Here is a 20673-nt window from a genome sequence, read left to right on the forward strand (position 1 = left end):
GCCGGAACCGATGGCGAGCTTCCCCATCTTGACGTGGATGCTGCTCCTGCCCCTCATCGGGGCCTTCGTGATCCTGGGAGTCCCTCGGGAGCGTGTGGGGACCATCCGCTGGGTTGCCCTGGGAACCAGCCTGGGAGTCCTGGCCCTGGGGCTGGGGCTTCTATCCGGGTTCGACCCGGCCCAACCTGGCCCCCAGTTCGTTCATCACTGGGACTGGGCGCCATCCATCGGGGCGGCTTATCGGGTGGGGGTGGATGGGATCAGCCTGTGGCTGGTGCTGCTCACCGCGCTGATCTTCCCCCTTGCCCTGATGGCCTCGTGGGCCATCGAGGAGCGGGTGAAGGAATACATGGCGCTGATGCTGTTGCTGGAGACGGGGGTGCTGGGGGTGTTCCTCGCCCTGGATCTCCTGCTGTTTTATATCTTCTGGGAATTCACCCTGGTCCCCATGACCCTGCTGATTGGGATCTGGGGCGGCCCACGACGGATCTACGCGGCGATCAAGTTCTTCCTGTATACGATGGCCGGGTCTGTGTTCATGTTGGTGGCGATTGTGGCCATGTGGCTCCTCTCGCGCCCGCTCACAGGGACAGGGACCTTCGATCCGGTGTGGATGGCCTCGCATTTGAGCCCGCTGCTCTCCCCGGCCGCCCAGCGCTGGTTGTTTCTGGCCTTCGGGCTGGCCTTCGCCATCAAGGTGCCGATGTGGCCTTTCCATTCATGGCTGCCGGATGCCCACGTGGAGGCCCCGACGGCGGGCTCCGTGATCCTGGCCGCCCTCCTGTTGAAGATGGGAGCTTATGGGTTCCTGCGGTTCAACTTCTCGCTGTTCCCGGTGGCCGCTCAGGAGCTGGCTGTCCCTGTGGCTCTCCTCGCCGTGGTGGCGATCCTGTATGGGGCGCTGGCTTCTTATGCCCAGGACGATTTCAAGCGCCTGGTGGCCTTCTCCAGCGTCTCTCATATGGGATTTGTCATGCTGGGGCTCTCGGCGCTGAACCCGCTCGGTGTGCAGGCGGCGCTCCTCCAGATGGTCAACCACGGCCTGAGCACCGGTGGGTTGTTCCTGCTGGTAGGGATGCTGTATGAGCGGACCCACACCCGGGATTTCCGGGAGCTGGGCGGGTTGTGGAAGGTCCTCCCGATATATGGAGGCATCCTCATCGTGGTAGGGCTCTCCTCAATGGGATTGCCCGGGTTGAACGGCTTCGTGGGGGAGTTCCTGATCCTGCTGGGGGCCTTTGGATCCGGAGCGCTGGGCCCGGCTGCCCGCGGGTTGACGGCGGCAGCGGCCCTGGGGGTCGTGCTGGCGGCGATTTACATTCTGACGATGCTGATGCGCGTGCTCCATGGCCCGTTGCCGGACCGGTGGCGGGGATTGCCGGATCTGAGCGGCCGGGAGCTGGCGATCATGGCGCCGTTGCTGGCCCTGATCTTGCTGATCGGCCTCTATCCCATGCCGTTCTTCGCCGCGATGCAGGCTTCGATCCGGCAGGGCATGGAGGCCTTTGCCCAGGCGGCGCTCGCCGCGCGTTAACCCTGCAACGATCCCGCTTTCGTGTTGGGTGCACCCTAAAATCAATCGGGAGAACATGAGCGGATGACAGGATGGCCGTTGCTGCCGACGCTGGTTTTGACTGCAGGCGCGCTGGGATTGTTGCTCGTCGAGGCGTTCCGGCGTCCGGGATCGGCCGCTGGAATGGCCTGGGGGGCGCTGGGGATCACCGCGCTAACGCTGGGGGTTGTCGCCGCGCTGGCCGGCCGCGGGGAGGTTGAGGGCCTGTATCGGATGGTGCACTGGGATCCCAAGGCCTTCTGGTTGAGCCTGACCATCCTGATCGGCACCGGGCTTGCCATCCTGCTCTCGCGGCATTATCTGGCGGATCGGGGGATCGAGCGGGGAGAGTATTATGTGTTTCTCCTGCTGGCCGCTGCCGGGATGCTGCTGATGGCTGTGGCTGCGGATCTGCTGATCATATTCCTCGCTCTGGAGTGGCTCTCCTTCCCCTTGTATGTGCTGGCCGGCTTCGCCCGCCCCCAGCTGGAATCCGAGGAGGCGGCCCTCAAGTATTTTCTGCTGGGCGCCTTTGCCTCGGCGTTCCTGGTGTTCGGAATCGCGTTGATCTTCGCCGGGACGGGCCTGACCAATCTGAGGGACCTGGCGGCCTGGTGGAAGCGCCCGGATCCGGGGGCGCAACCGCTGGTCTGGATCGGCGGCGCCATGTTGCTGGTGGCCCTGGGATTCAAGGTGGCCGCGGTGCCCTTCCATCTCTGGACCCCGGATGTCTATGAGGGGGCCCCGACGCCGGTCACCGGCTTTATGGCAGCGGCCACCAAGACCGCCGCTGTGGCGGCCCTGATCCGGGTGTTCCTGGTCGGGCTGGGGCCTGCCGTGGCCCTGTGGAGTGGCCCGGTGGCCCTGATGGCTGCAGCGACCATGCTGGTGGGCAACGGGGTCGCTCTGATGCAGTCGAACTTCAAGCGGATGATGGCATACTCCAGCATCGCTCATGCGGGCTATCTGCTCATGGGGTTATTGGGAGATCCGGGCCTGGCCGTGCCTGGCGTGATGTTCTATCTTCTGGCTTACACCCTGGCCACCATGGGGGCCTTCGCGGTGGCGGTGGGAATGGTCGGCCCCGAAGGGGAAGATCAATCCTTCCGAGCCTATGCAGGGGTCGCCCGGAGGTCGCCGGGGATGGGAACGGCGATGGCCCTCTTCATGCTGTCCCTCATCGGGGTGCCTCCCACTGCGGGTTTCTTCGCCAAGCTCCTGCTGTTCGCGGCGGCCTGGCAGGCCGGATGGATCGCCCTGGTGATCGTGGGCGTTGTCACAACCGTGATCTCCGCGTATTTCTATCTGCGCGTGGTGGTCGCGATGTGGATGGGTCCAGAGGAGCCGGCGTGCCTTCCGAGGCCCTATCCCTGGGTCCGCCTCTCCGTTTCCCTCGCCGGGGTAGGAACCCTTCTGCTGGGCGTTCTGTGGCTGATGCTCGGCGGGCTTTCGTTATGAAAACGCGCGCTGCCGCTGCAGATCCCTCCCGGAGGACCAGGAAGGAGATCATCTGGATCAGGGGCAACGGGACACCCTCTGGTCTTACGTCGGCCACCAGGGTGAAAAAAGGCGACTCCGAAGCCGAGGAAAAGGGAACGTTCTGGCGGGCGACGATGATCGAGCCGAGGATGCGCCTGCGCGTTGCCCGCGGGATGGGCAAGAGGGAAACCGAGGCCGCCATTGAGGTGTTTCGAACGCTGAAACGGCGCAGACCTTCACTCCGTCCCCTATCATCACCACAACGTGGGACATCCTCGCCTTCGACACCCACGCGGCCCCCAACCAGCCGGTCCCTGGCCTTCAGGGCACGTTCTGGAGCGCCCGCTTCACCGGCTGGCTTCTCCTCCCCTCTCCGGACGCCTATCGCTCTGAACTGGGGGGTCCGGGGTGGACGCCGGAGCCCCTTGGGGGAATTCGCCTGGGAGGAGGCGGGGATGACTCCTGTGCCCACGCCGGGAGGGTTTGATGATCGGATTCGGCCCGGGGGCGCCGGCCCGTTCACCCCTTCGCCTCTGCCCACAGGCACGCCCCCCTATTGACAAGTTGGAGGGAAAGGCCTATAGTTATACGCAAAATGGACGGTTTCGAAAGACGGTGAACGGGAGGAGTAGGCCTCGGGCCGGCGCCCAGAGAGGCGGGGGAAGGTGGGAGCCCGCTGCGCACGCCGGGGCTGAATGGGCCCGGGAGTCGCCGGACGAACCGGGCGGACCCCGCCCGCAGTAGTCCTGGCCGGAGTCGCCACCGTTATCTGGGCGGAGGGGATCGGATGGGAAGCCATCCTGTCCCCGCGAAAGAGTGAGGCTGGCCAGCGTCTGCACCCTCGTCTCACGGACGGGGGTGTTCTGTTTCCAGAATCGGGACGTTGACCCGCCTCATGAGGGTGGCACCACGGGGCCACAACGGCGCCCGTCCCTCCGTGAGGGACGGGCGCTTTTTTTATAGGTCCGGTGGGGAGAAGGAGACGGATCGATCGGCTTTGCCTTCTCAGGGGGGTCGCATGTCGAAAGAAGGCGCTTTCAGGGGCTCCATGCGGGTGATCCGCTGGACGATGCCTGCCGATCTGTGGACGCCCATCCGCCTGTATCAGGCGCTTCGTCCGCAGGGGCCATCTTTTCTGTTCGAGAGCGTGGAGGGCGGCGCTTACCTGGCCCGATATTCGTTCATCGGCCTCATGCCCCGAGTGATCTATCGGGTGGATGGGGATCGGATGGAGGAGATCGGGACGCAGGGGGCTCGCGTCTATGATCTGCGCCGGATCCATCCCTTCGCTGTCTGGCGGGAGGCCCTGGCCGATATGGCCCCGGAGCGCGACGCACAACCATGGCCCCGCTTCATCGGCGGGCTGGCCGGTTACCTGGGGTATGAGATGGCCGCCTTCTTCGATCGAGCGCCCCGGACGCCCCGCATGGACCTGGCCTTCCCGGACGCCGTCCTGATGCAGGTGGAAACCTTGCTGGTCTTCGACCACGTGACCCAGACCCTCTCGCTCTTCAGCCTGGTGAAGCCCGGGGAGGAGCGACAGGCCGAAGATCGCCTGACAGAGCTTCAGCGACGCCTGGAGGATCCTCCCCAGCCGGATTCCGCGCGCCCTCGTTCAGGGAACGAGGTGGCTTCCTGGCAGGCGCACACGGACGCGGAGCGCTTCGGCGCGATGGTGCGGGCAGCGAAGGAATACATCGCTGCGGGAGATGCCTTTCAGATCGTCCTGGCCCGGCGCTGGAGTCGGCCGATCGGGGTCTCGCCCTTCGCCATCTACCGGGCGTTGCGCCGCCTGAACCCTTCCCCTTACTTGTTTTTCCTCCACCTTCCGGGCCTGGGACGGAACGGCGAGGATCTGACGTTGATCGGCGCATCGCCGGAGATGCTCGTGCGGGTGGAGGAGGGCGAGGCGACGATCCGCCCGATCGCCGGAACGCGCCCCCGGGGTCGAACCGTGGAGGAGGATCAGCGACTGGAAGCTGAGCTCCGGGCGGACCCCAAGGAGCAGGCGGAGCACGTGATGCTGGTGGATCTCGGCCGCAACGATCTCGGGCGGGTCTGCGCTTACGGAACGGTGCGGGTGGAGGAGTTCATGGCCGTGGAGCGCTATTCCCACGTGATGCACCTGGTGTCCACGGTCCGCGGGCGGTTGCGCTCCGATTGCGATGCCTTCGATGCCCTGGCCGCCGCCTTCCCTGCGGGAACCGTCTCGGGGGCTCCCAAGGTGCGGGCGATGGAGATCATCGCGGAGCTGGAGGGAGCCGCGCGAGGGCCTTACGCCGGCGGCGTGGGGTATTTCGACCCCCGGGGGAACGCCGACTGGTGCATCACCATCCGCACCGTGATGGTGCAGGGGGACACGGCGATCGTGCAGGCGGGGGCCGGGATCGTGGCCGATTCGATCCCCGAACGGGAGGAGGAGGAAACCCGAAACAAGGCGCGGGCGATGCAACGAGCTGTCGACGAGGCCCATGAGCCAAAGGACGGGAGGACGGAGCGATCCTCCGTCGAGGAACTGTGAACAGGTGGATCGGCAGAGAAAGGAGGAGGAAATGCTCCTGGTCATCGATAACTATGATTCGTTCACCTATAACCTGGTTCAGATCCTGGGCCAGTTGCTTCTGGAAATCGGGCGTGCGGACATGCCGCTCCGGGTGATCCGGAACGATGCGATGGATGTCGAGGAGGTGGCCGAGCTGCGCCCTTCTGCGATCGTGATCTCACCGGGTCCGGGGCGCCCGGAGGATGCGGGCGTGACGATACCGGTGATCCGCGCCCTGAGCGGCCGGGTCCCCATCCTGGGGGTTTGTCTGGGACATCAAGCGATCGCCGTTGCCTTTGGCGGACAGGTGGTCCGCGCCGGGAGGTTGATGCACGGCAAGGCTTCGCCGATCCTGCACGATGGGCGGGATCTCTTCGCCGGGCTCCCGAACCCCTTTATGGCCGGCCGTTATCATTCCTTGCTGGTCGCAGAGCCGCTCCCCGAGGCCCTGGAGGTGGCCGCTCGCACGCCGGAGGGGGAGATCATGGCTCTCCGGCATCGCACGCATCCCACATTCGGTGTGCAGTTCCATCCGGAGTCCGTCCTCATGCCCGAGGGATTGCGCCTGTTACGGAATTTCCTCGCCATTGGGGGATACGGCGATGTCCCTTACAGGGATCGCAGGGATGGTGCGGCCTGATCCGACAACCGTAGGGGGGATTGGGCCGTGAGCGATCCGACGAAGCCCCGAAGCGGCCGGATGCCGATCGCAGTTCCGCCAAACATCGGGTTCGCTGGGGAGGTGGAAGATGATCCGGGAGGCGATTGCCAAGCTGGTCAAACAGGAGAACCTGACGGCGGAGGAAGCCCAGGCGGCGATGGAAGCGATCATGACTGGGGAAGCCACCCCGGCCCAGATCGGCGCGTTCCTGATCGCCTTGCGGATGAAGGGAGAGACGATCCCCGAGATCGTCGGATGCGCCCAGGCGATGCGCCGGGCGATGCAGCGGGTGCCCTATGAAGGCCTTGCGGTCGATACGTGTGGCACAGGGGGAGATGGCGCCCGGACTTTCAACCTCTCCACCGCCGCCGCTTTTGTGGTGGCGGGGGCCGGTGTGCCGGTGGCCAAACACGGTAATCGCGCGGTCTCCAGCCCCAGCGGCAGCGCGGATCTCCTGGCGGCTCTGGGCGCCGAGCTGACCCTGACCCCGCAGCATGCGGCCCGGGCGTTGCAGGAAATCGGATTCGCCTTCCTGTTTGCTCCCGCCTTTCACCCGGCGATGAAGCACGCCATCGGCCCCCGTCGGGAGATCGGCGTCCGAACCATCTTCAACATCCTGGGGCCGCTGTGCAATCCGGCGGAGGTGCCTTACCAGGTGATGGGCGTGTTCGATCCTCACCTGCTGGAGCCCCTGGCGGAGGTGCTGGGCGCCCTGGGGAGCCGGCATGCCTTGGTGATCTGCGGCGTGGGCAACGTCGATGAGGTGACGCCCTCCGGCCCCACCCGGGTGGCAGAATATGCCAACGGGCAGGTCCGCACCTGGATCTTCGATCCCGCGGATTATGGGATCCCTCGAGCGCCTCTGGAGGCCCTCCGCGGGGCCACTCCGGAGGAGAACGCCCGGCGGTTGCGGGCCCTGTTCCAGGGCCAGGAGAACGGGCCGCTCCGCATCGCGGTCCTGCTCAACGCTGCCTTCGCCTTGCGGGCCGCGGATCAGGTCGAGGATATCCGCGAAGGCCTGGCGCGGGCGGAGCAGGCGCTGGTGAGCGGAAGGGCTCTGGCGGTTCTGGAGGAATATGTCGCATATACGCGAAGGCTCGCATTGGAGCATTGAGATGTCCGAGCTGGAAAGGATCCTGGCCTGGAAGCGAGAGGAACTGGCCGAGCGGATGCGGAGGCGGCCGCTGGCGACCGTGCGGGCGGAGGCGGAAGCGGCCCCGCCCGCCCGGGATTTCGCCGCGGTCCTCCTCCGGCGCGGGGATCGACCGGCGCTGATCGCGGAGATCAAGCGGGCCTCTCCCTCGCGGGGACCTATTGCCCCCACCGTTGATCCGGTGGCCCTGGCCCGGGTTTACATCCAGGCCGGGGCTTCGGCCCTCTCGGTGCTCACGGACCCGCGGTTCTTCCACGGGGAACTGGCCCACCTGCAGGCGATCCGTCGGGCGTTCTCTGAAGTTCCCATTCTGCGCAAGGACTTCACCCTGGACCCCTATCACGTGTATGAGGCCCGGGCAGCGGGGGCGGATGCGGTGCTCCTGATCGTGGCCGCACTGGAGCCTGCGCAGCTGATCGATCTGATCGCGCTGTCGGCGTCCCTGGGGATGACGGCCCTCGTGGAAGTCCATCGGGAGGAGGAGCTGGAACAGGCTCTGAAAGCCGGGGCCCGGGTGGTCGGGATCAATCATCGCGATCTGCGCACCCTTCAGGTGGATCGAACCGTATCCGCCCGGTTGCGCCCCCGGATCCCCTCCGAGGTCCGGACCGTTGCCGAGAGCGGGCTGCGGTCCCCGGAGGATGTGCGGGAGATGGCTGCCCTGGGCTACGATGCCGTGCTGATCGGGGAAGCGCTGGTGGAGGCGGGCGTGAGTCCGAACGGTTTCGATTTCGAAGCGGTGGCCCGGCGTGTTCGATGGCTGATCGAAGGGGGAAGCGCGCCCTTGCCTTCCTCCGCAAGCCGTTGTCCTGCGAACCGAGGGAGCCACGGATGGGGTTTGTGAAGATCTGCGGGATCACCGGTCTGGAGGATGCGCGGATGGCGATCGAGGCGGGGGCGGATGCCCTGGGCTTCGTGCTGTATCCGAAAAGCCCCCGCTTCATCCCTCCCGAGCGGGCGGCTGCGATCGCCGCGGTTGTCCGCCGCGAAGCTCCCCATATCCGGCTGGTGGGGGTGTTCGTCAACGAACCGATCTCCCGGGTGCGATGGCTGATGGCGCGCATCGGTCTGGATTGGGCCCAGCTCCATGGGGAGGAGACCCCGGAGATCGTGGCCGCCCTGGCCGATCGCGCGTATAAGGTCCTGCGCCTGCGGATCCGATCTTCCGATGGGATCCCGATGGATCTCCCGGATCCGGAACGTTACCGGAGCCGGCTGCCCGACGGGCCGACGCTGGGGGTGGACGCCTGGCATCCGACCGCGTATGGGGGAACCGGTCAGCGGGCGGACTGGGCGGTCGCGGCGGCATGGGCGCGGACCCATCGGTTGCTCCTCAGCGGGGGGCTGACCCCCGAGAATGTCGTGGACGCGATTGTCCAGGTCCGCCCGTGGGGAGTGGATGTATCATCCGGCGTGGAACGGGAACCCGGGCGGAAGGATCCGGAGAAAGTGGGAGCCTTTGTCGCCCGCGCCCGCAAGGCCTTTCAGGAGGTGCTCCCCGATGGCGGATCACGCTTTGCGGAATGAGGCGGCGGACTGCCCGATCGGGACGTGGGGGAGCGATCCGACCTCCTCCGGTCCAGACCGCGCAGATCCAAGCCGGGTTCCTTACTTAACTTAACTTAATCCAGCGCGGAGGTGAGGGCGGATGGCTGTCGCAGCAAGCGTGCGGATTCCATGGGTTCCTCCCCCTGTTCAGGAGCGCCGGGGTTATTTCGGGCCTTACGGCGGACGATATGTTCCGGAGACTCTGATTCCTGCCCTTGAGGAACTGGAGTTGGCATTCCGCGAGGCCGTGGAGGATCCGGAGTTCCAGAGGGAGTTTGAAGGCCTTCTGCGCACCTATGTCGGCCGGCCCACGCCCCTGACGGAGGCCCGACGGCTCGGCGAGGCCGTGGGCGCGCGGATCTTCCTCAAACGGGAGGATCTGGCGCACACAGGGGCTCATAAGATCAACAACGCCCTGGGCCAGGCCCTGCTGGCGAAGCGCCTGGGCAAGCGGCGGGTGGTGGCGGAGACCGGGGCAGGCCAGCACGGAGTGGCCACAGCCACGGCCTGTGCCCTCCTCGGCCTGGAGTGCGTGATCTACATGGGAACAGCCGATATGGCCCGCCAGCGGCCGAACGTGTTCCGGATGCAATTGCTCGGCGCGGAGGTGCGCCCGGTGGATGTCGGTTCGCGGACGCTGAAGGATGCCATCAACGAAGCCATCCGGGACTGGGTGACCAACGTGCACATCACCCATTATCTGCTGGGCTCCGCCACGGGGCCCCATCCGTATCCCCTGATCGTCCGCACCTTTCAATCGGTGATCGGCGTCGAAGCCCGTGCGCAGATGCTGAATCAGTTCGGGCGGCTGCCCGATGTGGCGGTGGCATGCGTGGGCGGGGGGAGCAACGCCATCGGCCTCTTCGCCGCTTTCCTCGAGGATCCGGTGGAGCTGGTGGGGGTGGAAGCGGGCGGCGAGGGGATCCCCACGGGCCGCCATGCCGCCCGCTTCGCCGACGGCGACCGGGGCCGCGTGGGGGTTCTCCACGGAGCTCGCACCTACGTGTTGCAGGATCCGTGGGGGCAGATCCTGGATACCCACTCGATCTCCGCCGGCCTGGATTACCCGGCGGTCGGCCCAGAGCATGCCTGGTTGCGGGATCGAAATCGGGTCCGTTACACGGCGGTCACCGATGCGGAGGCGCTGGACGCCTTTCAGGCGCTGGCGCGGCTGGAGGGGATCCTCCCCGCCCTGGAATCCGCCCACGCGGTGGCGGAGGCCATGCGCCTCGCCCGGGCGCGGCCGGGCCGCTGGATCCTGGTGAACCTCTCCGGGCGGGGGGATAAGGACCTGGAGACGGTGGCGGGGGCGCTGGGAAATGGGGAGGTGATGGGGAAGCCCGGACGCTCGGGGTGAAGCCCGCAAAGGGGAGGGACGGACATGAACGGAATCGAAGCGGTGCGGGAAGCGTTCCGCCGGGCCCGGGCGCAGGGACGTCCGGCGCTGATCTTTTACTGGCCGGTGGGCTACCCGGACCTTGAGGCCTCGATTCGGATCGTGGCTGCTCTGGCGGACGCCGGTGCCGATCTCATCGAGCTGGGCCTGCCGTTCTCCGACCCCCTGGCCGATGGCCCGGTGATCCAGCGGGCCACACAGCGCGCCCTGGAGCGCGGGGTGCGCACCCCTCACATCCTGGAGGCGGCCGCCCGGCTGCGGGCCATGGGAGTCCAGCGGCCCCTGTGCCTGATGACCTATATCAACCCGGTCATGGCTTGGGGGATCCCACGTTTCCTGACGGAGGCGGCTCAGGCGGGGATCCACGGGCTGATCGTGCCGGATCTCCCCCTTGAGGAGGCGGAGGAGCTCCAGGTCGCGGCCGGCGCGGCGGGTCTGGCCTGGGTGCCCCTGGCGGCGCCCACCACGCCGGATGAGCGGCTGGCCCGGATCGCGGCGACCGCCACGGGCTTCCTCTATCTGGTTTCCGTGACGGGGATCACGGGGGCGCGGGATCGTTTGCCGGTCGATGTGGTCGCTCATCTGCGACGGGCTCGCCGGGCTGCGGACGGCGTGCCGGTCGCCCTGGGCTTCGGGATCTCCCGACCGGAGCATGTCCGGGCGCTGGCCCCGGAGGCCGATGGGTTGGTTGTCGGCAGTGCGCTCATCCAGCATGCGGAGGCTTCCGGCTTCGCTCCGGAAGCCCTCCGAACTTTCGCACGGGCGCTCCGGGAAGCCGCCGGGCCTCTCTGAACTTTTTGGAGTGCGGCACCTCGGTGCCGCTTTCCATCTCACAGCCATCCCCGCCGCCGGAAAAAGAAGGCCAGCCCTGCGCTGACCCCGGCCATCATGAGGAGCGCCATCGGATATCCCCATGGCCATTCCAGCTCCGGCATATACCGGAAGTTCATCCCGTAGATCCCGGCGATCAGGGCGTTCGCCATCAGGATGATCGAGGCGATGGTCAGGACTTTCACGATCTCGTTCAGCCGGTTGGACTGAATGGAGAGATAGCTCTCCAGAGCGCCGGAGAGCATATCCCGATACAGATCGATGCTCTCCGTCAATCGCACCAGACGGTCATATAGATCCTGAAAATAGGCCATGTCCTCCGGCCGGAAGATCGGTCGCTCCTGTCGGAGCAGGAGGTTGATCACCTCCCGTTCCGGGGCCACCACGCGGCGTAACTCCAGCAGCGCTTTCCGCATCTGGAAAACCGCCTCGACCAGGCGCCTATCGGATCCCGCGAACAATCGCTCCTCAATCGCCTCCACTTCCTCCGCGATCCGATCCAGGACCGGGAAGTAGCGATCCACGATGGCGTCCAGGAGATCGTAAACGAGGCTCCCAGAGGCGATGGGGTGGGGGAATTCTGGATCACCCCAGCGGGCCATAATCGCCTCTACCTCGGGGATCCGTTGCGGGCGCACCGTGACCAGGTAGCGGGGGCCGATGAAGAGATGAACCGGCCGGAGCATCAGCCCCTTGTTCGGATCGTAGTCCACCGCATAGAAGACCACGAAATAATGATCCGGGTAAACATCCAGCTTTGGCCGCTCCCGGGCCCGGAAGGCATCCTCCAGCGCCAGCGGATGGAAACCCAGCGCCTCCCGGAGCAGCTGCCGATCGGTCTCCGCCGGCGGGCAGAGATCGAGCCACAGGAATCCATCAGCCCGCGCGATGGCTCCCCGGAGCGATTCCAGCGTCACCGGATCCATTCGCTGGGGACCTGGCCAGAGGAAGGCGATCGCCATGGGGGTGCCGCTACACCGATATACGCCGGGATGCGTTGCCGATCACTTCCGCGATAGCCTGCAGCGCACGACCGATATCGGTGTCGTCGATCCAGTAATGGGTCACCGCCCGGAAGCGCCGGGGGCCCCAGCGCAGGATCCGAACCCGATGGTCCGCCAGCGCGCTCAGGAACGCCTCATCCGCCAGCGGAAGACGGGGGTCCAGCTCGAAGATCACGATGTTGGTTTGCACCCGATGGGCCTCGATCCGGATCCCGGGGATCTCCGCCAGTCCCTCGGCGAACCATCGGGCCCGCCGGTGGTCCTCGGCCAGCCGATCCACCATCGTCTCCAGGGCCACCAGCCCGGCGGCGGCGAGCACGCCGGCCTGTCGCATCCCTCCTCCAACCATTTTGCGGATCCGACGGGCTTCCCGGATGAAATCCCGGGGGCCGCAGATCAGGGAGCCCACAGGGGCGCACAGCCCCTTGCTGAGGCAAAACGTCACGGTGTCCGCATGGCGGGCCAGTTCCACCGCGGGGACGCCCAGGGCGACAGCGGCGTTGAAGATCCGCGCGCCATCCACGTGCACCGTCAGGCCGTGGCGATCGGCCAGGGCGCGGACCCGGGCCATATATTCCGGCGTCAGCGCGGCGCCCATGCATCGGTTGTGGGTGTTCTCCAGGGCGATCAGCCGCGTGCGGGGATGATGCACATCCTCTGTCCGGATGGCCGCCTCGATGTCTTCCAGGCGCAGGGTGCCGTCGGGCTGGTTGGGGATCGGGCGGGGATGAATGCCCCCCAGGGCGGCCATCCCCCCGACCTCGGAGAGGAAAGTGTGGGCCTGGTCGCCCACGATCACCTCATCCCCCCGGCCGCAGTGGGTGAGGAGGGAGACCAGGTTGGCCATGGTGCCGCTGGCCACAAAGAGAGCGGCCTCCTTCCCCATCCGTTCGGCGGCGGCTTCCTCCAGGCGCCGCACCGTGGGATCCTCCTCGAACACATCATCCCCCACCTCCGCCCGGGCCATGGCCTCCCGCATGGCCGGTGTGGGATGGGTGACGGTATCGCTGCGTAAATCGATCCAACCGTTCAGCATCGCAGGGCTCCGGGAACGGATCGCCTCATCCGGATGCAGAGGGCCGGGCAGCCCTCGAAGATGGCCTCCGACTCCCAACCTCGTTGATCCTTCCCCTGCCGATGGCATGGATTTTACAGAGATTCACCACAATTCACCTCCCGCAGCTGCAGATAGCTGCCGATCCCTCGATCGGTCGGCGCCCGCACCGGCTCATCCCAGCAGGGGGCCTCGAGGATTGCGCCTGGCGTGATTTCCATAGCCGCTCTCCGGTCGCGCGATCGAGCAGGCTGGAGAACGACAGACGTGCGTCGGCCACCCGGTTAAAAGGCATGAGGCCGCGAGGCTGCCCCCTTGCCGCCTCTGTTCCCAGTTTATGGCGGAGGGCCGTCGCAGGAAAAGAGGGCTAATCGGGAGGGGGGGTGGCGGAAAGACGCAGCCGGCTCTTTCGGATCCACGGATAGCGATCGATGATGTGCTGGCGCATATAGCGCCCCTTCGAGTCCGCCCGCAGGAGTTCCTCGAAGACCTCCCGAGGGACCCCGAAATAGAGATACACGCCTTTGTTGAAGGCGACCTCCAGGATGCCCCGCTCCGCGTCGTAACGAACCGCGCTGATCATACTGGAATCCACGCCGATCCATCCCGAGGGGAGATGCTTCGCCTCCGGGGAGAGCCCTATAGCTTCCAGAAGCGGACGCCATTTCCGCAGCGGGGCGATGGTGAGCACTCCTTCCTCCCCCCGGATCTCCATTCGGATGGATCCCTCAGGCATCCCCTTCCAGCGCAAGCGCAGGGCATCGGTTTCCGGATCGTATTCCACCCATCCCCAGGTTTCCATCCAACCCTCCTGCCTTTTCATGGTTCAGGAGCTACACGGCCGGTCTCTTTCGAAGGCTGGCCTGGCCGCTTTTCTTGAAAGCGCTCACACGCCCCTGATCCCGCGTCGCACCTTCTCCTGCACTTCCCGGTAAAAATCCACCACCCGGCGGGCGATCTCATCCCAGTCATACTGTTGGGCCCGACGGCGGCCCGCTTCCCCCATCGATACGCGAAGGGCTGGATCCCGCAGCACCTGTAAGAGGGCGTCCGCCAGCGCCTCCGGATCCTCCGGGGGGACCAGAAAGCCCTGGACGCCGTTTTCGACCACCTCGTTGTAGCCCGGGATGTCGGTGGCCACAACCGGGACGCCGGCAGCCATCGCCTCCAGGAGCACGATGCCGAAGCTCTCCATGCCGATGGAGGGCGCGCAGAACACCGTGGCCGCTCGATAATAACGGGGCAGCTCCTCATCGGGGACATAGCCGATGAAGCGGACGTTGCGCAGACGCAGGGCCCAGGCCTGGGCGACGTAAGGGGCCTTCTCCGCCCGTCCGAAGGCCCCCACCACCAGCAGGCGGGCCTCCGGGCACCGGGCCTGCACCCGGGCGAAGGCCTCTAGAAGATACCGCAACCCCTTGCGCCGCTCCAGCCGACCCACGAAGAGGATCGTCGGACGGCCGTCCGCGAACGGTTCCGGGGGGCGGAGCGCCGGGTCTGCAAAGCGCGCATAATCGATGCCATTAGGGATCACCACATAGTCCGCTGGGAAGTAGCGCATATGGTATTGCCGGGCGGCCTCGGAGACAGCGATGCATCCATCCAGCCGTTTGAAAAACCGTCGCAGCAGCGGTTTCCCGTAGTAATAAGTCCGGCTGACCTCCCGATAGGCATGAAAGGTGCCCACCGCGATGGCCTCCGGCACCAGATCCCGGTGCCGCAGCACGGCGAGAGGGAGCGCCGGGGCCAGGGGTTCGTGGAGGTGAAGCACATCGTAGGCGCCGGATTGAAGGATCGCTTTGATCCGGCGGTAGAGGCGTGGGGAGAGGGTGATCCGGGCGATGGAGCCGGCGAAAGGAAAAGCAATCACGGAGGCCGAGGCGTTGATGAATCCGTCCCCACTGATTCGCCCGTCCGAGGCGGGGGCAATGATATGGGCCTCATGGCCCAGGCGCTGCAGGCTCTGGGCCAGATGGGCGATGTGATTGTTCACCCCACCGGGCACCGCGAAATCGTAAGGGGATACCAGGGCGATGCGCATCGGTGAGAAGCCCTCGCCGGACCTTAAGGTTTTGAGGCTCGGGGGTTACGCCCCTGGCCTCCTCCTGAAGGCTTCTAAGGCCATCCTGTCTCCCGGAATGGGAGCGCCACTGCTCATGAGCGCCCGAAGGCGATCCTCCAGATCGGCGTGGTCAGCACCCACTGGTCCGGGGCCTCCCGAAGGACCCGGGCGAAGATGTCCAGGACCTGAGCGACCAGCTCCTCCCGGTCCTGCGCGGACTTCCCGGCTGGGTGAAGGGGGGGCCAGATCTGCAGGCGAACCCCCGCTCCCTCCCGCCGGGCGAAGGCGGGGAGCACCGGGACCCCCCGGCGGATGGCCAGTTCGGCGTATCCGTCGGGCAGCCACGCGGGTTCCCCTAAAAAAGAATACACCCGACCGCTCCCCGTGGTATCCCGATCTATCGCCAGCGCGATGATCCCCCCCTGCTGCAGGGTTCGGAATACTTCCCGCAACGCTCCATCGGCGGGGATCAGTCGGAGCCCATAGGCGCTGCGCAGGCGGCAGAGATACCGGAACATGGCCGGAGGACGCACCGGCTCCGCAACCGCCAGGGCCGGGAGCCCGCTGGCCCCCAGGAATTGCAGGCCCCATTCCACGTGGCCGTAATGAGCGCTGACGGCGATCGCTCCTCTTCCGGCTTTCTGGATCTCTTCCAGGTATTCCCATCCTTCAATCTGGATGTGGGGGAACCACCGGGAGGGATGGCGGCGAGGGGCTTGAAAGAGGTCCACATAATTTTGCCAGAGCAGCCGGAAGGCCTTCCGGGCCGCCTGGTGGGCCGTGGGATCCTCCGGTGAAGCCCCCAGGACATGGGCCAGGTTGTCCCGCAGCCCGGCGGCGGAGGGAAGGCGGGGATACCAGAAGTCCGCCAGGCGGATCGCCAGATCATGAGCGGTTCGGGGCGGCAGCGCCTGGGCCACCGCCCCGAGACCCCGGAAAAGTCCATAAACCATCCAGGCGAGGGCTTCAGACCCCACGTCCGGCAATGAAATCCTCCACCATCTGCCGCGCGATGTGATCCGGGAATTGCCGGGGCGGCGACTTCATAAAGTAGGCGGAGGGGCCGATCAGGGCGCCCTTCAGCCCCCGGTCCAGAGCGATCTTCGCGCAGCGCACCGCATCGATCACCACCCCGGCCGAATTCGGGCTGTCCCACACCTCCAGCTTCGCCTCCAGGTGGATCGGCGCCCCGCCGAAGGTGGTCCCCTCGATTCGAATGTAGCACCACTTGCGGTCCTGAAGCCAGGGCACATAGTCGCTGGGGCCGATATGGATGTTCTCCGGCGGCAGCTCGTAAGGGATCAGGCTGGTCACCGCGCTGGTCTTGGAGATCTTCTTGGATTCCAGGCGCTCCCGCTCGAGCATGTTTAGGAAATCTGTGTTCCCCCCGAAGTTCAACTGATAGGTCCGCTCGACTTTCACGCCCCGCTCAATGAACAACTGCATGAGCACCCGGTGCAGGATCGTGGCGCCCACCTGGGATTTCACATCGTCCCCGATGACGGGGAGGCCGGCCTCCTCGAACCGTTGCTGCCAGTAGGGCTCTCGGGCGATGAAGACCGGGATCCCGTTCACGAAAGCGCAACCGGCATCCAGCACCTGTTCCACATACCATTTGGTGGCCTCTTCGCTGCCCACGGGGAGGAAATTCACCACCACATCGGTGCCCGTATCCCTCAGGATCCGCACGATGTTGTCCGTAGGGCCGGGGGCCTTGCGGATGATGCCTGAGAGATACCGGCCGATCCCATCATGGGTCATGCCCCGGTAAACCTTCACCCCCAGTTTCGGGACATCGGCGAACTTCAGGGTGTTGTTGGGCGGGGTGAAGATGGCCTCGGCCAGGTCCTTGCCGACCTTGTTTACGTCGATATCAAAGGCGGCCGTGAACTCGATGTCCCGCACGTGATAGGGGCCCAGCCGCACGTGCATCAGGCCAGGGACAACGGCGTCGTCGGGGACATCGCGGTAATACCACACGCCCTGCACCAGGGCGGAAGCGCAGTTCCCCACGCCGATGATGGCGACACGGACTTTGCGGTCGGCCACGGTTGAACCTCCTGTCCGAATGGTTTTTCCTTCCCTCCGGGACCTCGGGGGTCGCAGAGGGGGGATGTCTGTCCCGCCTTCGCGATCCATGCCCGATGGCGCCAGCCGGGCTCATCCCCTGGGTGTTTCGGGCTTTGATTCATTATTATGGATAGGGTTGCCTGCCCCGGTCCGTGGGCCGCCGGCCATCCGGATCCCTGGCGGGGCTTTCTCCCTCTCCTCCCGGCGGCCCTTCGGGCCATGGGGATCCAGAGAGAGGATGACCTCGATCTCGTCGACGGGAATGCGAGTGAGCATCGGCGGCGGTGCGGCCACAGCCGGTGAGGCGTTCGCCCGGGTTCGCCTCAGAGCGGATGGTTAAGGCCGGATCCTGCGGATCGCCCAGCGGATCCAGGAAACGCCCACACATTGAAGGGCCAGCCCATAGATCCCGGCGCCGAGCAGAACGGCCAGCAACAGCCCGGGCCACCCGTGATCGGTCGCCCACGGCACCATCGGCCCCAGGGCCAGACTCATGGCCAGCGTGGCCACGCCAGCCTGCCCCACCGTCCGTCCCCATTGTCCAGCGTCCAATCCCTCCAGCCGCCGGGCCAGCAACCCCAGCAGGAGGATCCCTTCCAGGGTGGTCGCCACCGTGTTGGCCAGGGCGACCCCGCCGTGACCCAGGGGGCCGATCCAGGCCAGGCTGAGGGCGATGTTCAGCGCCATCGCGCCCACCCCCACCCCTACCGGAGTGCGGGTGTCATGGAGCGCATAGAATGCCCGGGCCAGCAACTCCACGCCGGCGTGGGCCGGCAGGCCCATCGCATAAAACTGGAGGGCCTGGGCAGTCCATTCCGTGGAGGTCCCGCTGAAGGCCCCCCGCTGGAAGAGGACCGCAATCAGGGGCCGGCGCAACAGGATCATCCCCGCGGCGATCGGGAAAGTGATCCCCAGCAGGACCGCCAGGGTCTCCCCCAGGGTCCGGCGGAGCGCTCCGCGCTCTTCCCGAGCGGCCAGCGTGGAGAGCGTCGGGAAGGCGGCGGTGGCCATCGCCTGCGCCAGCACGATCTGGGGTTGCAACATCAGCTGCCAGGCGAGATTCAGAGCCGCCAGATATCCAGGGCCCAGGCCGGAGACCAGGCGGGTGTTGACCAGGAAGTTGACCTGGATCGCGGCCAGGCCCAGCATCCGGGGGATCATCAGGGCGATCACCTCCCGGACATCCGGGTCGCGCCATCCCAGGCGAGGCTGGTAACGTCCATGGACCTGCCACCAGCCCGGCGCCTGGATGAGGAGGTGGAAAAAAGCCCCCAGGACAACCCCCCAGGCCAGCCCGTGCACGCCTCCCCGGGGCGCCAGACACAGGACACCCGCGATGATCCCCAGGTTATACATGATCGGGGCCAGGGCGGTCCAGAGGAACCGCTGATGGGCCTGGAGGATCCCCATCAGGATCCCGCTGATGCCAAACACGGTGGGCGTGATCAGCATAATCCGCATCAGGGAGGCCGTGAGCTGTTGCTGGGGAGGGGGAACCTGGGGGGCCAGAAGAAGCTTCACCAGCCAGGGAGCGGCCAGGCTGGCCAGGATGGAGGATCCTCCCACCCCGAGGGCCACCGTGGTCAGGACTGCGCTGGCGAGCCGCCAGGCGGGTGTTTCCTCCCCTCGAGCCAGATGCGTGGCGAAGACCGGCAGGAAGGCGGAGATCAACGCGCCCCCGGCCATTAAGGTGAACAACAGGTCGGGGATCCGAAAAGCAGCCCAATACGCATCCAGCTCCGGGCTGGTGCCGAAAGCCCCGTAGATCAGGATCTGGCGGAGCAGGCCGAGCAGGCCGTTGACCAGATACGCGGCCATCAACAATGTGGCAGCTCGGGCGATCGTGCGAAGCGGGCTCACCGATGTCTTCCCCCCGCCTTGCGGCTGGCATTCCGGGGGATGGGACGGGCGGTGAAGCCCCTCGTCCTGCCCCCGAACGGGTTCATCCCGGATGGCTGCCCGCGGAGCGTTCCAGCCAGATGGTGACCGGTCCGTCATTGTGGATCTCCACCAGCATATGGGCCCCGAAAACTCCCATCTGGACCGGGATGCCTTCCGCCCGCAGGGACTCGGCGAAGCGTTCAATGAGAGGCCGGGCGTGCTCGGGCGGGGCGGCATGGATCAAGCTGGGGCGCCGCCCCTCGTAAGGATCCGCATACAGCGTGAACTGAGAGACCACCAGGGCTTCTCCTCCCACCTCTTTTAATGAGCGGTTCATCTTTCCGGCTTCATCCTCGAAGATCCGAAGGTGGGCCACTTTCTTCGCCAGCCAGTCCGCCTCCACCGGGGTGTCCGTATGGGTAACCCCCACCAGCAACACCACCCCGGGCCCGATGCGGGCCACGGTTTCTCCCCCCACGTGAACGGCCCCATAGCGAACCCGCTGGATCAGGACGCGCATCGTGTCCTTCTCTCCGGCTAACGTCGTCCGAAGGGAAAGGCCCCCACGCTGGCCAGGGCGATCAGGATCAGGGCCAGGGAGAGGGTGTAAGCGATCAGCATCCCGCGGGCGCGGATCGGATTCTCCCGTTCCCGGAAGGCGGCCGCCGCATGGGCGGCCCCGGCCGCCAGCAGGCCCCAGACCGGATGGATCACCTGGATCGGGGTCAGCGGCCCGCCCCCGAGACGCTGGGCCAGCCAGAGCAGAATTCCCAGAGCGACCTGGACGTCCAGGATCACTGGATAAAACCGAATGGATCGCTTCCACAGAGCAGAAGGGTCAATCCCTCGAGCTTCCTGAATTAATCCATAGAGCGCGCCCAGGACAGCCAGAAGAACAGCCCAGCGCCAAAGGCTGTGAAGGATAAGCAGCCCGCTCATGGCCATTCCTCCAGGATTCGCGGAATCCTTTCCCTTTCACCTTATCATCACTTCTCCGATGATGGGCCTGACCTCTCCCCCGTCCCGGATAAACAAGGGAGGAGGGACCCCTTCGGCTGTCCCTCCTCCCTGGGGCGATCCTTCCCCATCGGCTTACATCACCTCGACGGTCATCTCCTCGTGGACGATCTCGGCGAAACGGTCCAGGTCCAGGATATTCAGGCGCATCTGCTCCGGGCCTTCCCCTTCATCCGGGGGCTCCAGGATGATGTCCGCCACGTCCTCCAGCAGAGCCCGTTTGGTGGCGATCCCCAGACGCCCGCGCAGCTGTTCTGGCGTGAGCTCTGGATAGTAGGCGGCCAGGGTGTCGAAATCGATCGCCGCCACGGCCAGATCTTCCAGGAAAAGCTGCTTGGCGATGACATCGGCCGCGTAGCGCTCCAGCGGGTTGGTCCGCCGACGTCCCCGGCGTCCTTTCTGGAGAGATTCTTCAGCCATTGC

At 66.1% G+C, this 20673-nt stretch carries 20 protein-coding genes; 9 read left to right on the forward strand and 11 right to left on the reverse strand.

Annotation, left to right across the window (positions count from 1 at the left end; translation table 11 throughout):
• The first annotated feature begins 10 nt into the window (after positions 1 to 10).
• The 9 genes from VAE54_RS13740 to trpA all read left to right on the forward strand — a co-directional run bounded on the left by VAE54_RS13740 (position 11) and on the right by trpA (position 11123).
• Positions 11 to 1534, forward strand: coding sequence for an NADH-quinone oxidoreductase subunit M (locus VAE54_RS13740; RefSeq protein WP_322802545.1), 1524 nt, complete (start codon positions 11 to 13; stop codon positions 1532 to 1534).
• A gap of 63 nt (positions 1535 to 1597) precedes the next feature.
• Positions 1598 to 3010: an NADH-quinone oxidoreductase subunit N gene (locus tag VAE54_RS13745; protein WP_322802546.1), complete on the forward strand. Its 1413-nt coding sequence runs from the start codon at positions 1598 to 1600 to the stop codon at positions 3008 to 3010.
• Positions 3011 to 4049: 1039 nt separating this feature from the next.
• Positions 4050 to 5552, forward strand: coding sequence for an anthranilate synthase component I (gene trpE, locus VAE54_RS13750; protein WP_322802547.1), 1503 nt, complete (start codon positions 4050 to 4052; stop codon positions 5550 to 5552).
• 31 nt (positions 5553 to 5583) lie between these two features.
• Positions 5584 to 6213: an aminodeoxychorismate/anthranilate synthase component II gene (locus VAE54_RS13755; protein ID WP_322802548.1), complete on the forward strand. Its 630-nt coding sequence runs from the start codon at positions 5584 to 5586 to the stop codon at positions 6211 to 6213.
• A gap of 109 nt (positions 6214 to 6322) precedes the next feature.
• Positions 6323 to 7348 (forward strand): anthranilate phosphoribosyltransferase, encoded by a 1026-nt coding sequence (gene trpD / locus VAE54_RS13760; protein WP_322802549.1) that lies wholly within the window; start codon positions 6323 to 6325, stop codon positions 7346 to 7348.
• 1 nt (position 7349) lies between these two features.
• A complete protein-coding gene (gene trpC, locus VAE54_RS13765) occupies positions 7350 to 8231 on the forward strand; it encodes an indole-3-glycerol phosphate synthase TrpC (protein WP_322802550.1) in 882 nt (293 codons plus the stop codon).
• Positions 8219 to 8914, forward strand: coding sequence for a phosphoribosylanthranilate isomerase (locus tag VAE54_RS13770; RefSeq protein ID WP_322802551.1), 696 nt, complete (start codon positions 8219 to 8221; stop codon positions 8912 to 8914). Before trpC ends, VAE54_RS13770 begins: the two co-directional genes overlap by 13 nt.
• Before the next feature lie 121 nt (positions 8915 to 9035).
• A complete protein-coding gene (gene trpB / locus VAE54_RS13775) occupies positions 9036 to 10292 on the forward strand; it encodes a tryptophan synthase subunit beta (protein WP_322802552.1) in 1257 nt (418 codons plus the stop codon).
• Between the two features lie 24 nt (positions 10293 to 10316).
• Positions 10317 to 11123, forward strand: coding sequence for a tryptophan synthase subunit alpha (gene trpA, locus VAE54_RS13780; RefSeq protein WP_322802553.1), 807 nt, complete (start codon positions 10317 to 10319; stop codon positions 11121 to 11123).
• Positions 11124 to 11161: 38 nt separating this feature from the next.
• On the opposite strand, the gene corA is transcribed toward trpA, so the two are convergent.
• From corA to VAE54_RS13835, 11 genes are all read right to left on the reverse strand, one after another.
• Positions 11162 to 12124: a magnesium/cobalt transporter CorA gene (corA, locus tag VAE54_RS13785; RefSeq protein WP_322802554.1), complete on the reverse strand. Its 963-nt coding sequence runs from the start codon at positions 12122 to 12124 to the stop codon at positions 11162 to 11164.
• 10 nt (positions 12125 to 12134) lie between these two features.
• Positions 12135 to 13202, reverse strand: coding sequence for a low-specificity L-threonine aldolase (ltaE, locus tag VAE54_RS13790; RefSeq protein WP_322802555.1), 1068 nt, complete (start codon positions 13200 to 13202; stop codon positions 12135 to 12137).
• Positions 13203 to 13315: 113 nt separating this feature from the next.
• Positions 13316 to 13441 (reverse strand): hypothetical protein, encoded by a 126-nt coding sequence (locus tag VAE54_RS13795; protein WP_322802556.1) that lies wholly within the window; start codon positions 13439 to 13441, stop codon positions 13316 to 13318.
• A gap of 146 nt (positions 13442 to 13587) precedes the next feature.
• The gene (locus VAE54_RS13800) at positions 13588 to 14022 is read right to left on the reverse strand and encodes a KTSC domain-containing protein (RefSeq protein WP_322802557.1); all 435 of its coding nucleotides are present in this window, start codon (positions 14020 to 14022) and stop codon (positions 13588 to 13590) included.
• A gap of 84 nt (positions 14023 to 14106) precedes the next feature.
• The gene (locus VAE54_RS13805; protein WP_322802558.1) at positions 14107 to 15261 is read right to left on the reverse strand and encodes a glycosyltransferase family 4 protein; all 1155 of its coding nucleotides are present in this window, start codon (positions 15259 to 15261) and stop codon (positions 14107 to 14109) included.
• Between the two features lie 113 nt (positions 15262 to 15374).
• Entirely contained in the window at positions 15375 to 16259 is an 885-nt protein-coding gene (locus tag VAE54_RS13810) for a lysophospholipid acyltransferase family protein (RefSeq protein ID WP_322802595.1), read from the reverse strand.
• Entirely contained in the window at positions 16249 to 17331 is a 1083-nt protein-coding gene (locus VAE54_RS13815) for an inositol-3-phosphate synthase (RefSeq protein WP_322802559.1), read from the reverse strand. Before VAE54_RS13815 ends, VAE54_RS13810 begins: the two co-directional genes overlap by 11 nt.
• Before the next feature lie 357 nt (positions 17332 to 17688).
• A complete protein-coding gene (murJ, locus tag VAE54_RS13820) occupies positions 17689 to 19212 on the reverse strand; it encodes a murein biosynthesis integral membrane protein MurJ (RefSeq protein WP_322802560.1) in 1524 nt (507 codons plus the stop codon).
• A gap of 82 nt (positions 19213 to 19294) precedes the next feature.
• The gene (gene dtd / locus VAE54_RS13825; RefSeq protein WP_322802561.1) at positions 19295 to 19753 is read right to left on the reverse strand and encodes a D-aminoacyl-tRNA deacylase; all 459 of its coding nucleotides are present in this window, start codon (positions 19751 to 19753) and stop codon (positions 19295 to 19297) included.
• Positions 19754 to 19770: 17 nt separating this feature from the next.
• Positions 19771 to 20172 (reverse strand): hypothetical protein, encoded by a 402-nt coding sequence (locus tag VAE54_RS13830; protein ID WP_322802562.1) that lies wholly within the window; start codon positions 20170 to 20172, stop codon positions 19771 to 19773.
• A 153-nt stretch (positions 20173 to 20325) separates the two neighbouring features.
• Complete coding sequence (locus tag VAE54_RS13835; RefSeq protein WP_322802563.1) at positions 20326 to 20670, reverse strand: hypothetical protein; 345 nt, start codon at positions 20668 to 20670, stop codon at positions 20326 to 20328.
• Positions 20671 to 20673: the final 3 nt, after the last annotated feature.

The sequence above is a fragment of the Thermoflexus sp. genome, from assembly GCF_034432235.1.
Lineage (GTDB): Bacteria > Chloroflexota > Anaerolineae > Thermoflexales > Thermoflexaceae > Thermoflexus.